Origin of the sequence: Acinetobacter sp. AR_0276 (assembly GCF_003000705.1) — a bacterium.
Taxonomy (GTDB): domain Bacteria; phylum Pseudomonadota; class Gammaproteobacteria; order Pseudomonadales; family Moraxellaceae; genus Acinetobacter; species Acinetobacter nosocomialis.
This window is the reverse complement of record NZ_PSQO01000004.1, coordinates 3373022-3387461: the sequence shown is the minus strand read 5'-3', so window position 1 is coordinate 3387461 and position 14440 is coordinate 3373022. Positions and strand designations below refer to the sequence as shown.

The following is a 14440-nucleotide window of genomic DNA, read 5'->3' as shown; positions in this document are numbered from 1 at the left end:
AAAGTGACTTAAGATAAAAATTTCACAATACAAAATTTTATACCACAATATAAAACAAAATAATTGATAACGGAATTATTTTTCGATAGCATCATTTTAATAAGTTTAAGTTTTAGACAGCAAGTTATCTGAAAAGTATGAGCTTTCACCAACTGAAAGAATATATTTTTCAAATAGTTAATTTAAAGGAATAAATGATGCAACAGGACAATGTAACTCAAAGCGAGCTTAAAACAGGTACAATTCAGGAGCATTTTGATAAAAATATACTAACGCTCACCATGAGTAACCCCACTAAAAAGAATGCAATTAATTATGAAATGTATACGGCTTTAAGTCAGGCATTAGATAAGGCTGCAACCAATCAAGATGTCCATGTGGTCATACTTACTGGTGAAGGTTCGGCATTTACGAGTGGTAATGACGTTAATGCTTTTGAAAAACGCGATACCACCAGTTCAGAACCACCCGCTTCCATTGTTTTTTTAAAAAGCTTAGCAACGTTTCCAAAACCGATTATTGCTAAAGTAAATGGTATGGCAATTGGCATTGGCAGCACTATGCTTCTACATTGCGACCTTGTGTATGCAAGCCAAAACTCTATTTTTCAGTTTCCCTTTGTGAATTTGGGACTTGTACCTGAAGCAGGTTCAAGTTACATCTTGCCAAGATTATTGGGTTTTGCTCGTGCTTCGGAACTTATTTTACTAGGTGAAAAATTTTCGGCAGATCAAGCAAAAATTTATGGTTTGGTTAATGAGATATTTGAAGTAACTGAGCTGGATCAAGTGGTTGAAGACGTAGCCATTAAACTCGCTCACAAACCAAGCCAAGCCTTACAGCTCAGTAAAAAGTTACTAAGAGATATGCCAATCGATGATCTACTCAATCGTATTGATCATGAGTCGACTATTTTCTCGCGTTGTTTACAGGGTTCCGAATTTAAAGAAGCATTAAATGCTTTCAAAGAAAAAAGAAAACCGAACTTCCATAAGCAAACGGCCTAAAATTCGCACACTAAAAAGCCAGCCTTGAAAAACAAAGCTGGCTTTTATAAATGAATCAAATACGTTTAGCTAATCTCGGTACGAATATTATTCACCATGTGTAAAAGACGCGGTGCAATATCTTCTTCGAGTTTTTCACGGTTCATAATAAAGCTTGGACCACCACAGTTAAATACCAGCAAACCATGTTGTTCATGAATGAGTGGAACCGCAACCGAGTTAACGTCTTTATGCCATTCGCCAATTGAAAAACAGTATCCAAAATCTTGGTAGTCTTTAAAGGCTTTGTCTAGATCACGGTTAATTTTGATCCAGTCTTCTTTGTGCTTGTTACGAATGGCATTAAGCAAGAACTCTCTTTCATCTTCTGGCATGGCAGCTAAACATGCACGCCCCATTGAACTTAAGTGAATCGGTAAATAGGTTCCGACTTGACGGCGCATGGTCATATTGCCTTTACCTTGAACGACATCAAGATAAATCATATTCAGTCGATCGCGTGTTGCCATTGCTACAGCAGCACCAGCATAGTCTGCCAAATTTTTCATATATGGATGAGCAATAGAGCGAATCGATACGTTAGAGAGCATGGAATAACCAAAAGCAAGAACACCAACTGAAAGCTGGAATTTGCTTGAGTTTGGCACTTGTTTGATATAACCCAAACGCGACAAGGTATGTGTCAGGCGAGTAATGGTCGGTTTTGGCAAACCAGTCATCTGAGCAAGCTCTTGGTTGCCCAAATGCTGATGCTTAGGCGTAAAACAACGTAATAGTTCTAAACCACGTGCTAATGCAGTAATAAATTGGCGATCATTTTCATCCTGCATGTCTTCAATCGGATGTAATAATTCATGCCTTAAAGGCGCGAGTAGTTTTTCTGTCTGTTCTGCATCAACTGCATCGTTCATTGTCATACCAATCCATATTTTGTTTCGCACTGCGAAAATTATAATCTATTTTTTCTATAAATAGCAAAAGAGCAAACGTCCAAGTCTGCATTTATAAAATAACTTCATTTAACTCATTAAAGCGAAAGATTAAATATTTTATTTTCTGATTTTAAATATCATTTTAACCTTTCGCTTTTAAGTTACTTATCCAATTACGCCCTTTTCTTTAAGCTCTGCTAACTTTTCTGTAGATACTACTCGCCCTAAAATCGCCTGCGTATGTTCACCCAACAGTGGAGGTGCTGTTTTGTATTCAACAGGAGTTCTAGAAAGTTTGATTGGTGAGCCAATTATCTTCAATTTTTTACGTTGAGGATGGTTCATCTCGACTAACATTTCTCGGGCTATCACTTGTGGTTCTTGGAAAGCTTGTTCCAAGTTATTAATGACACCGACCGGAACTTTAGCCGCATAGATTGCGTCTACCCATTCATCTGCTGTTTTTGTTAAAAAGTGAGTTTGTAAAATTCCGATAATTTCATTGCGATGCTTGATTCGGTCTGCATTTCGGGCAAAACGCGCATCATTTGGTAAATCGGGTAAACCAATACTTCGACAGAGTTGAATAAACTGAGTGTCATTTCCACATGCAATAATGAAGTCACGGTCAGAGGCTTTGAATACTTGATAAGGCACAATATTAGCGTGTGCATTGCCATAACGTTTAGGGATATTACCCGATGAAAGATAGTTCATTCCCTGATTTGCCATTGTGGCAATTTGAACATCAAGCAAAGCCATATCAATGTATTGGCCCAAACCTGTCACATGGCGGTTGAGTAAAGCAGCCTGTATGGCAATCGTAGAATAAAGTCCTGTGGCTAAGTCAGAAAATGCAACGCCTACTTTTTGTGGTCCTCCGCCCGGCAAATCATCACGCTCACCAGTGACCGACATGAGTCCGCCCATACCCTGAATAATAAAGTCATAACCGGGTTCTTCTGCTCTGGGACCAGTTTGACCAAAACCTGTAATTGAGCAATACACCAGTTTAGGGTTAATTGCAGATAAAGACTCGTAGTCCAAACCGTACTTTTTCAAAGAACCCGCTTTGTAGTTTTCAATCACGACATCGGTGTCTTGAATAAGTGCTTTAATCAATTCTTGGCCTTCAGGATTGGCAATGTCGATGGCAACCGATAATTTATTGCGGTTAGTTGACTGATAATAAGCGGCTTCTTGAGTGTCTTGACCTGAGTCATCTTTCATCCAAGGTGGTCCCCAAGAACGAGTATCGTCACCAACTTTCGGCCGTTCAATCTTGATTACTTCTGCGCCTAAATCGGCAAGAATCTGTCCACACCAAGACCCAGCCAATACCCGACTTAAGTCAAGCACCCGAATTCCATTTAAAGCACCCATCTTCATCCCACTATAATTTGTGATTCATTTCCTATAGGAAAACTTATCCATTTAAAATTTCGCATAGCGATATATATTTTTAATATACACGGCTCTTTTTAAAAATCAAACTTTAATTTTCCACTAAAAATGATGATTTTTTATAAGAAAATATAGCTTAAATAAATCAATAAATTAGCCAAAGATAAAACAATAACAAAGTATCGCATTGCGAAATTAATTTTCAAAATATATTGTTTTGCGCTCATCCTTTGATTACTATCACTTCAAATATTGGTGATTTTACGAACATCACATTGATGTTTTTTGCATAGAGTAAAAGGACGAGACTATGATTCGAGATCAGGAAACCTTAAATCAACTTGTTGATATGATTCGACAATTTGTTGAAGGTGTCTTAATTTCTCATGAGAATGAAGTCGCTGAAACGGATGAAATTCCTCAAGAGATTGTTGAGCAAATGAAAGCTCTCGGCTTATTTGGTTTAACCATTCCTGAAGAATACGAAGGTCTTGGCCTAACGATGGAAGAAGAGGTCTATGTCGCTTTTGAATTAGGTCGTACCTCTCCTGCTTTTCGCTCTCTTATTGGGACCAATAATGGCATTGGCTCAAGTGGTTTGATTATTGATGGGACCGAAGCACAAAAATCATTTTTCTTACCGCGTCTAGCTCGTGGTGAAGTGATCAGTTCTTTTTGCTTAACCGAACCTGACGCAGGTTCTGATGCGGCATCTTTAAAAACCACCGCAGTAAAAGATGGTGAGTTTTATATTTTAAATGGTACCAAACGCTTTATTACCAATGCGCCACATGCTGGCGTATTTACAGTCATGGCACGTACAAACTCTGATATTAAAGGCGCTGGTGGCATTTCTGCTTTTATTGTGGATAGCCAAACTCCGGGCATTTCTCTTGGCAAACGCGATAAAAAGATGGGACAAAAAGGCGCCCATACCTGTGACGTTATTTTTGAAAATTGTCGTATTCCTGCCTCAGCACTCATTGGTGGTGTTGAAGGTGTTGGTTTTAAAACGGCCATGAAAGTACTCGATAAAGGCCGTTTGCATATTGCTGCCTTGAGTGTCGGTGCAGCAACTCGAATGCTAGACGACTCTTTAAATTACGCCATCGAACGCAAGCAATTTGGACAACCAATTGCCGAGTTCCAACTCATTCAAGCCATGCTTGCCGATTCAAAAGCTGAAATTTATGCAGCTAAATGTATGGTCTTAGACGCTGCCCGCCTACGCGATGCGGGACAAAACGTTAGCACGGAAGCTTCTTGCGCAAAAATGTTTGCAACCGAAATGTGTGGCCGCGTTGCTGATCGCTGCGTACAAATTCATGGTGGTGCGGGTTACATCAGTGAATATGCCATTGAACGTTTTTATCGAGATGTTCGTCTGTTCCGTCTCTATGAAGGGACCACTCAAATTCAACAAGTGATTATTGCCCGAAATATGATTCGCGCTGCGTCTTAATCAAATTTAAAGCACTTCAAAACGACTTGAAGTGCTTTTTATCAAATGTAGGTAATGGATTATGGCTACAAATTACAAAGAAGGTCTTTCTCGTATACAGCCTCATACGTGGAAAATAGCATTTATTTTTGCATTTCTGGCACTGTTGGTAGATGGTGCAGATTTGATGCTGCTGTCTTATAGCTTAAATAGTATTAAGGCAGATTTTGGATTAAGTTCAGTACAAGCAGGTATGCTTGGCAGTTTTACATTAGCAGGTATGGCTGTTGGTGGCATTTTTGGGGGATGGGCATGCGATAAATTTGGTCGCGTGCGCATTGTGGTTATTTCTATTTTAATTTTCTCACTTCTTACCTGTGGCTTAGGTTTTACCCACAGCTTTCTTCAGTTTGGTATTTTAAGATTTTTTGCATCTCTTGGCTTGGGTTCACTTTATATCGCCTGTAATACTCTCATGGCCGAGTATGTCCCAACACGTTTCCGCACAACAGTACTTGGCACTTTACAAGCTGGCTGGACCGTTGGCTATATTGTTGCGACCTTACTTGCAGGCTGGATTATTCCTGATCATGGCTGGCGCATGCTGTTTTATGTTGCGATTATTCCCGTCATTATTGCTGTTCTCATGCATGTGCTTGTACCTGAACCAGAAGCATGGCAAAAGTCTCGACTACAACAACCAGTTGTGGCTCAAAACGCCTCGAAAACTTCGGCATTTAAGCTTATTTTCCAAGATAAACGAAACCGCAATATGTTTATCTTATGGGCGTTAACGGCAGGCTTTTTACAGTTTGGCTATTATGGCGTAAATAACTGGATGCCGTCATACCTTGAAAGTGAACTCGGTATGAAATTTAAGGAAATGACCGCCTATATGGTAGGTACATATACCGCCATGATTTTAGGTAAAGTTCTTGCGGGTATGATGGCCGATAAATTAGGGCGTCGTTTTACTTATGCCTTTGGTGCAATCGGCACTGCTATTTTCCTACCTCTGATTGTTTTTTATAACTCGCCAAGCAACATTTTATATTTACTGGTGACCTTTGGTTTTCTATACGGCATCCCTTATGGCGTAAATGCAACCTATATGACCGAAAGTTTTGCGACTGCCATTCGCGGTACAGCCATTGGCGGTGCTTATAACGTCGGACGTTTAGGCGCTGCATTAGCCCCTGCAACGATTGGTTTCTTGGCATCCGGCGGGTCTATTGGTTTAGGTTTTGTCGTGATGGGTGCTGCCTACCTAATTTGTGGTGTGATACCAGCCTTATTCATTAAAGAAAAAATATACGACCCACAAAAGTCGTAAAGAGATCCATCAAAAAATCCTATAGGTCCTGTACCTATAGGATTGATGGTACTAACTATCTAAACATATGTTTTAGATGGTTAGCAGGAAATAAGGAATTGACGTTTCAAAGTTACTCCTTATTTCCACGTATGTAGAGTTTATTACTCTTCATTTTAATTTTTTAGGTAAGCTTAGCTCCCAAGGGAGCTAAGCTTAAAAATATATAGACCTAAACTCTGTTTAAGGTCGTTCACCCTGCCCCAAACGGCGTTCAATATCATCGAGTACATTTGGTAAGTCGGCGACACTATCAATCACATAGTGAGCGCCCGATGCATTCATTTTTTGGTATGCCTTATCTTTTAGTACAATCTGTTCATCAGCCGATAACGCGCTCCACTCTTCATAGCTTAAACCGACTTCATTGCCACTAATCGCAAGTCCTACTGTCCAACATCCGGCATTTAAACCTTCATCAATGCCCACCACGGTATCATCTACTTTTACAACAGTTTTGATGTCGGATACGTCGAGTTGAATTAAGTTCTTCCATAGCATTTCAGGATATGGACGGCCAAATTTTACGTCACTTGCCGTAACGATACAGTCCGGTCGATAGCCCTGATCGGCAGCATCTTTAACCAAACGACCAATCATCATAGATGCATAGCCCGTGTTACTGCCAATTTTTGCACCACGCTTTTTAATATTTTCAAACGTTTCCAATGCCCCCGGAATTAAAGCAGAACATTTCGGAATAGAATTTAATTGATATGGAATAAAGTCTTTATATAAACGGTCAATATCTGCTTCAGTTGCAGGCTTCCCATATACTTCCTGCCATGCCGCTGCTACACGCGGCATTTTTAAAACTGCTGCAATATGATCACGTTTTTCTAAACCCAATGGTGCACGAGCTTCTTCAACCGTAATTTCAACTTTATTGTCTTTAAATAAAGCCATAAAAGCTAAAATTGGTGCGCGTGAGCCAAAATCTACAGTTGTACCAGCCCAGTCAAAAACAACAGCCTGAATTTGTGTATTGTTGGTCGTCATGGTGTAATTCCTTTAATGCAAATGATTTAAACAATTATGCTGTTACAGCTTGATTGAGGAGGTTTTTGCAATAACTCGCAATTGCAGCAAGAAGTCCTTCAATGTCATGAATATAAACTTCGCCAATATTGCCAATACGGAAGCAGTTGAGGTCGGTGACTTTACCCGGATAAATCACATAACCTGATTTTTTCAAAGCTTCATAAAATGACTGGAAGCTAAATGTCTCGGCTGTTGGGTAAAGAAAAGTAGTAATAATGGGTGATTGTGGGCACTCTTTACCGAGCACCAATTCAAAGCCCAGTTGTTGCATACCTTTAGATAAGGTTTGCTGGTTTTGTAAATAACGTTGATAACGTGCAGCGACTCCACCTTCGGCTTCAAGCTCAAGTAATGCTTGATAAAATGCACGTACTACATGGGTTGGCGAGGTAAAACGCCATTTACCGTTATGCTGCTCCATCGTGTTCCACTGGTCATACAAGTCGAGACTAACCGAACGTGCCAAACCTTTACATGCCTCTAGGCAATCACGTTTTGCCAAAATAAAACCAAAGCCCGGAACACCTTGAATGCATTTATTTGCACTTGAAATCAGGAAATCAATTTCAAGCTCGGCAATATCCATAGGCACACCACCGAATGAACTCATGGCATCCACAATCCAGATTTTTCCTGCTGCTTTCACCAAACGGCCAATGTCTTGAATCGGATTTAAAATTCCTGTGGTGGTTTCACAGTGTACACACGCAACATGGCTAATGGTTTTATCGTGTAAAACGCGCTCAATTTCTTGTAAATCTGGTGTTTGAGTTTCTAAATAGTTCAGCTCTACAACTTCAATATTTAAGCAACGCGCCATTTGCACCATACGTGCACCATATGCACCGTTATTAATGATCAAGATTTTGCCATCACGCGAAATAGCTGAACCAAGCACAGACTCAACCGCAAAACTTCCACTGCCTTGCATTAACACAGCCGTATATTTTTCAGGTTGGCTGGTTGCCAAGTTGACTAGACGAGAGCGGATATCTTGTACCAGCGAGTTGTATTCTTGGTCCCAAGTACACCAGTCTTTTTGCATGGCACGGCGTACTGTTGCCGATGTTGATAATGGCCCTGGAGTGAGAAGCAAATACTTGTTCTCTAAATCCATATCGAGTTGGGGTTGCATGTTCATAATGTTACTCATTTCTTTTGCGTTCATTTCAATATACATTAATCTGGTTTAAACCAGATGACAAACTAATAAATATTTTGTTCTAATATTTCTTTCATAAACCCAGCCCCTGTGGTCATGCCTTTGCCGGCAATCCCACTCACCAGAAAGATATTTTTTTCAGCTTCAGTAACACAGGCCAACTCATGTTCATGAGTCAGGTAATAACCATTCCAGCGTTTTTGAATTGGAGGTAAAGTCAGCCCTAATTTTTCGTGACAGTAAGCTTGGATAAACTCATTAATCTCTTCACGCTGCTCAAACTGGGGCGCTTCATTAATCGGATGGTATTCGTGACTATCGCCCACGATCAGTTCACCAAATTCGTTTTGTTTAATCAGAATATGGATACCAAATTCTTTAATGAATCCCTGCTGTGACGCTTTAACCAACTCAGAATGACTTGGGCAAATTTCAAAAGCCGGATAACGTGAGATAGATAAGCCTGAATAAAGAGAAGCATTTAATTTTTGTTGAAATGGTTGCGTCAGCGCCATTTGTAAACCACAACGTTTCAGGTTCAAGCTTTGTAAGAGATCTGGATATAAAACATCGATGATTTCACCGTGACAGATCAAAACTTTATTTGCTCGATAAGTCTCACCACTTGCCAAACGAACCTGACAACTTTCCTGCTGATATTGAGTTTGAACAACACAGGCATTGGTATAAATCTCTACACCTTTTCTTTCGGCATATGCCAACAGTCGCTGCCCAATCACATGTGGTTCGACCGAATAATCTTCCCCAAAAACCAAACCGCCTTGAAAATGCTGCGAAGGATTTAAATAAGAAAATTGGGTGACCAGTTCATCATGGTTTAGCAAATGAACTGGAATTTGATAATGATTTGCACGCTCGACAAACTCATTTAAAACTCGCCATTCAAGTGACGTATTGGCGAGATAGACACCTTGTCTTTGCTCAAATGAAATATCGGTTTCAGCCTGAATGCGTTGATAAAAACAACGCGTTTCAAGAGCGTACTTTCGCCACTGTTGCTCTGGATGGGTTAATGTCGAAGTTCCGACCATGCCGAAATTACGACGAGTTGCACCCACAGGTTTGGCATTTTTCTCGAACATACAAACTTTTAAGCCTTGTTCTTGCGCTTGTATGGCAGCGGACAAACCTAAAATACCGGCTCCGACAACAATTAAATCAAACTGTGCGTGATTCATAAGACTTCCAATTTGCGAAATTTAGGATGAATAAACCCTTGCCTTGTTGAACAAAGCATTCAATTTCAGTCAGTTAAATAAAAATTGTGTTTAGCTAAAACTTAGTGAGTGCTTTCACGCCATTGCTGACTTCTTGCCATAATTTTTCTGGTAAATAACCAGTGAATGAGTTTTACAACACATGAGGTGGTTAAAATCAAAATGCTCATAGCAACAGCAGCAACGGTATCTCCTGCATCATCCATATTTAAAACAGCTACCGCAGCTAAACTGGTGTCTGGTGAATAAAGGAAAATCGCAGCTGACACAGTGGTCATGGCATTCACAAAAATATAGACCGATACATCGCATAGCGCTGGAAAACACATAGGCAAATACACTTTCCAAAAGGTTTTCCACTTCGATGTACCTAAAGTTTCTGCTGCTTGGTCGAGCTGTAGCGGAATTTGTTTAATGGCATTGGTTAAAGTGAGGTGTGGCACAGTGTAATAATGCACGATGGTTGAAATCACCAAAATGGTCATGGTTCCATACAGCACATTTAACGGATTACTCTGCTGGTTAAAAAACAAAATATAAGCAATACCTAGAACCAGCCCCGGCACAGCAAGTGGTAATAAAACCAAAGCTTGCACATAGTTTTTAATGAATTGATGTGCCTTAAAACGTTCGGTTAATAGTGCCACCATAAAAATCAGTGCTGTTCCAAAAACCGTACTAAAGAGTGCCATGCGAATCGAGTTAAAGTACGCTGCCCAACCGCCACCATCGACATATTCAAAACTGTAATGCGCTAAGGTCAAAGACAAATCATAAGGCCAAGACTGAATGAATGAAGCCAGCACTGCCGTAAAGATAATCAGTAAAATCGCCCCTGAAACCAACCCACAAAATAGGCTCAGAACAACTTCAAGTTTTTTATTCGATGCTGAAACATAAGGTTTAGCCTGAAAGGCTTGAAACCGTGCATGACGTTTGCTTTGAATACGATCGAAAATAAAGACGAACACTGCTGGTAGCAATAACAGGATGGAAATTACCGCACCCATACTCACGTTTTGCTGACCAATAATCTGTTTATAGACATCAAGCGCCATCATGTTAAATGAACCGCCAATGACTTTCGGAATTCCAAAATCGGTTAATACATAAATAAAAGCCACCAAACTTGCGCTAATAAGGCCATAGCGAATTGCAGGTAGTGTGACATGGTAATGCGTCTTCCAGATATTTTTACCCAGTGACAAAGATGCCTCAATTAAACGCTGATCGACACTGCGAAAAGACACCATCATCAACATTAAAATTGCCGGAAATAGCCAAAAGCAGTAACTGATTAAAATGCCGATTGGACCATAAATTTGTATATCGCCCAGCAAAGGTTTAAACACACCTTGCTTACCAAACAAATAAACCAATGCCAAAGAAGGCAAAAGTGACGGTGCTAAAATCGGTAAGAAAGCAACCAATTTAAAGAAGCCTTTGCCTTTTATATTCACATTGGTGAGTGCAAAAGCATAAATACTGGCAAGAAATACTGTAATGACAGTGGCAGCACAAGCAACCCACACCGAGTTAAATACAGAGCTGAGTAAAGCTGGGCTTGCAAAATAATTATAGAAGTTTTCAAGACCAACAAAATTTTGATTTTCATCAAAAAATGCAGTTTCAAACAGCATCATTAAAGGAGCAATAATCACTAAAGTCAAAGCAATTGCAACGCTTGCTAAAGCAATATTTGATCTTAATGAATATTCAGTTTTTCGACGCGGCTGTGTTTTTAAAACCGCTGAAGCAGCTTCATTTAACATAGTGCGTACCCTTGTTCGTCAAAGACATGAATGAGCTGATTAGGCACTTTTATAAACATGAGTTCTTGCAAAGATTTGAACTTGGTATTTTCAATTTCAATTTGCAAAAGGTGTTTTGCTTGCTCAATTCCATCAATATGAATAGTGCAAAACAAACGACGTTTCGCACCTAAAAATTCAGTGCTTAATACTTTAACCGGCAAATACAACGACTCTTTATCACTACCAAAATCATCAACCAACTCGACAGCTTCGGGTCTAAAACCAATGTTGTAGCTTTGCCCTGCTTTAAGTTTTTGCTGTTCCAAATTCAGAGGAATAAAACCCAAAACCTCGAGCTGATTAACGACCGAACAAGTGGCTGCCAAAAAGTTCATGGTGCCAATAAACTTTGCAACGAATTGGGTTTGTGGCTTGTAATAAATATTGTGCGGCGTATCAATTTGCTCAATGACGCCATGATTCATGACTACAACACGGTCAGAAATGCTTAAAGCTTCTTCTTGGTCGTGTGTGACCATAATGGTTGGCAAATTAAGCTGTGATTGAATCGAACGAATCTTCTGTCTTAGGTTTAGACGTACCTGAGCATCAAGTGCAGACAATGGTTCATCTAGCAGTAAAATATCAGGCTTCGGTGCAATTGCCCGAGCAAGCGCAACACGTTGCTGCTGCCCGCCCGACAATTGATTTGGGTATTTTTTTGCAATATCTGGTAATTCAATCAGCTCTAATAACTGCTGAACTCGTTGACTACGCTGTGCTTTATCCCACTTCTTTTTGTCTAAGCCGAAAGCAATATTTTCTTCAACGTTTAAGTTTGGAAATAATGCATAGTTCTGAAACACAATACCGCAGTGACGCTTTTCAGCACTGAGCAACGTAATGTCTACGCCCTTTTTTATGACTTTTCCATAATCAGGTTTTTCTAGACCCGCAATTATCCGTAATAATGTAGTTTTACCGCACCCTGAAGGCCCCAAAAAGCTCACGAACTCGCCAGCTTTCAGGTCTAAATTAATATGCGTTAAGGCCTGAAAGTGTTGGAACTTTTTTTGGATATCCACCACTTCTAAAACCGACGGGCCGTGTTCAGGATATTTATAGGTCGTTAATGACGACAGTAAATGCCCTGCTAACTCGCCTTTTGGGTTTTGACCTAGCAGCGATGATTGCAATGACGAAGGAATTTGCATAATGAGGCCCTTATCTAAAAGATCACTTTTCAAAGCGCTTTGACCATTCAGCCAAAATACGTTCACGCTGCTCGGCCGCCCAATAAAAATCATTTTTTACGAGCATTTGAGGAAGATTTTTTGGGAAACTCATGGTCGTATTTTCAATGCCTTTATAAGCCACCATTGAAAAGTTATGTGCATAAGCTTCATTTGCCGCTTTGCTTACCGACCAATTTATAAATTTTTGTGCGCTACTTAATTTTTTGGTCCCTTTCACAATTGCTGAAGCTTCCATTTCCCAGCCTAAACCTTCAGTTGGATAAACCACTTCTAAAGGTGCACCTTCTGCTTTTAACTTAAATGCCGGATAACCAAAAGAAACACCAATTGGAATTTCACCTTGTGCTGCCATCTTGCAAGGTTTTGAACCCGAGTGAGGATATTGTGAAATGTTTTTATCTAAAGCCTGCATATAGTCCCATGCCTGCTTTTCGCCCCAAATCTGCATCCAAGCCGTGACATCTAAATAGCCTGTACCACTTGAGGCTGGGTTTGGCATCACAATTAAGTTTTTATAAATTGGGTTGGTTAAATCTTTCCAAGTTTTTGGAATTGGTAGCTTACGCTTTTCTAATTCGACTTTATTGACACAAATTGCAGATTCCCATGCATCCATACCCGTCCAAGTCGGTACAGGTTTTTGGCTTACAAATTCCGGTTTTAAATTTTGGATGCCTTCTGGTTTAAAAGGCTCAAGCATGTCCTTTTTTTCCATGACCAGCAAACTGGTTAAAGCCACACCAAAAACCACATCCGCTTGTGGGTTTTTCTGCTCTGCCAAAAGTTTAGCCGTGATTACACCTGTTGAATCACGTACCCATTTTACTTTGAGTTCAGGATAGGCTTTATGTAATTCCTCTTGGTATTGCTTAAGCTGGTCGGCTTCCACTGCCGTATAGACTGTAATTTCTTCTGATTGTTTTGATGTTGCTGATGAACATCCCATTTGAATAGCGACCACTACACCTAAAACTGATGCAGTGCCGAGTTTAATTGTCTGTTGAACGTACTGTTTCATCTGCAAACCATCGAATGCAATTATTTGATGATCGTATTTCAACAGGTTTATATGACAGTTTAATTAATCTGGTTTAAACCAGATTGTATTTTTACGCTCGCGCTTCGAAATGTAAATCTAAAACATCATGTAGCCAATATTCTTGGTCAACATCGGTAATCACGCCTTCTTCATTTCTGTTGCTACGGCAAATATATAAACCCAGTGCCCCAACATTCACATGCAGTGCTTTAGCCTGTTGTTCAGATAAAGCAGTTGGATACAGGTTAATGTCAGCTCTGGTGATATGGCAGTTATATTGATTTGCCATCAGTAACGTAATGGATTGCTTGAGATCATGATTTAAAAACTCGGGGAAAAGTTCGGCATTTACACGTAAATGTTCAACTAAAACAGGGCGACCATTAATACAACGACGTCGCCAAACTGAATAAATCGGATGCCCTTTTTCAACTTTTAAATGCTTGGCATCCCAAGAAGTAGCCTGAGTCAGTTCACTCGAAATTACTTCTGTAGAAGGTTCATAGCCTTGTTCAATCACAAACTGATTAAAGTTTTTTGTCGATTGCGGATGATAAATAATACGAGGAGAACGAACATACCAACCACGGCGATCTAATCGATAAATCAAACCATCGGTTTCCAAAGCCAGTAAAGCTTCACGTGCAGCCACACGAGTGGTTTGAAACTGTTCAGAAAGCACTCTTTCTGATGGGAGTTTTGCGTGGGCTTCTAATACGCCAGATTCAATATCATGGGCAATTGCATCGCGAATAGGAATATATTTAGGTATGCGTGCTTGGTCCTGTTCCATA

General features: G+C 40.0%; 12 protein-coding genes. 3 read left to right on the top strand and 9 right to left on the bottom strand.

Going from position 1 to position 14440, the window contains the following annotated elements:
* Window positions 1-197: 197 nt before the first annotated feature.
* Window positions 198-1007: an enoyl-CoA hydratase gene (locus CSB87_RS17170; protein WP_004887722.1), complete on the top strand. Its 810-nt coding sequence runs from the start codon at window positions 198-200 to the stop codon at window positions 1005-1007.
* Between the two features lie 65 nt (window positions 1008-1072).
* Here the strand turns inward: CSB87_RS17170 and CSB87_RS17165 are convergent, their stop codons facing one another.
* A complete protein-coding gene (locus CSB87_RS17165; protein WP_000996083.1) occupies window positions 1073-1918 on the bottom strand; it encodes an IclR family transcriptional regulator in 846 nt (281 codons plus the stop codon).
* Window positions 1919-2104: 186 nt separating this feature from the next.
* Window positions 2105-3322 (bottom strand): CaiB/BaiF CoA transferase family protein, encoded by a 1218-nt coding sequence (locus CSB87_RS17160; RefSeq protein WP_106105120.1) that lies wholly within the window; start codon window positions 3320-3322, stop codon window positions 2105-2107.
* Window positions 3323-3653: 331 nt separating this feature from the next.
* Here CSB87_RS17160 and CSB87_RS17155 point away from each other — a divergent pair, with 331 nt between their 5' ends.
* Window positions 3654-4805: an acyl-CoA dehydrogenase family protein gene (locus CSB87_RS17155; protein ID WP_004887725.1), complete on the top strand. Its 1152-nt coding sequence runs from the start codon at window positions 3654-3656 to the stop codon at window positions 4803-4805.
* Between the two features lie 61 nt (window positions 4806-4866).
* Window positions 4867-6117 (top strand): MFS transporter, encoded by a 1251-nt coding sequence (locus CSB87_RS17150; protein WP_006581456.1) that lies wholly within the window; start codon window positions 4867-4869, stop codon window positions 6115-6117.
* Between the two features lie 222 nt (window positions 6118-6339).
* Here CSB87_RS17150 and phnX read toward each other — a convergent pair whose 3' ends face one another.
* The 7 genes from phnX to CSB87_RS17115 all read right to left on the bottom strand — a co-directional run bounded on the left by phnX (window position 6340) and on the right by CSB87_RS17115 (window position 14439).
* Window positions 6340-7155, bottom strand: coding sequence for a phosphonoacetaldehyde hydrolase (gene phnX / locus CSB87_RS17145; protein ID WP_106105119.1), 816 nt, complete (start codon window positions 7153-7155; stop codon window positions 6340-6342).
* Window positions 7156-7189: 34 nt separating this feature from the next.
* Window positions 7190-8377, bottom strand: a complete 1188-nt coding sequence (gene phnW / locus CSB87_RS17140) for a 2-aminoethylphosphonate--pyruvate transaminase (protein ID WP_004887731.1) — start codon at window positions 8375-8377, stop codon at window positions 7190-7192.
* Window positions 8378-8403: 26 nt separating this feature from the next.
* Entirely contained in the window at window positions 8404-9558 is a 1155-nt protein-coding gene (locus tag CSB87_RS17135; RefSeq protein ID WP_004887733.1) for a TIGR03364 family FAD-dependent oxidoreductase, read from the bottom strand.
* A 101-nt stretch (window positions 9559-9659) separates the two neighbouring features.
* Window positions 9660-11369, bottom strand: a complete 1710-nt coding sequence (locus CSB87_RS17130; protein WP_004887735.1) for a putative 2-aminoethylphosphonate ABC transporter permease subunit — start codon at window positions 11367-11369, stop codon at window positions 9660-9662.
* Window positions 11363-12565: an ABC transporter ATP-binding protein gene (locus CSB87_RS17125; protein WP_004887738.1), complete on the bottom strand. Its 1203-nt coding sequence runs from the start codon at window positions 12563-12565 to the stop codon at window positions 11363-11365. Before CSB87_RS17125 ends, CSB87_RS17130 begins: the two co-directional genes overlap by 7 nt.
* Before the next feature lie 22 nt (window positions 12566-12587).
* Window positions 12588-13625, bottom strand: a complete 1038-nt coding sequence (locus tag CSB87_RS17120) for a putative 2-aminoethylphosphonate ABC transporter substrate-binding protein (RefSeq protein WP_004887740.1) — start codon at window positions 13623-13625, stop codon at window positions 12588-12590.
* Window positions 13626-13716: 91 nt separating this feature from the next.
* A complete protein-coding gene (locus tag CSB87_RS17115; RefSeq protein WP_006581454.1) occupies window positions 13717-14439 on the bottom strand; it encodes a UTRA domain-containing protein in 723 nt (240 codons plus the stop codon).
* Between the last annotated feature and the right edge of the window lies 1 nt (window position 14440).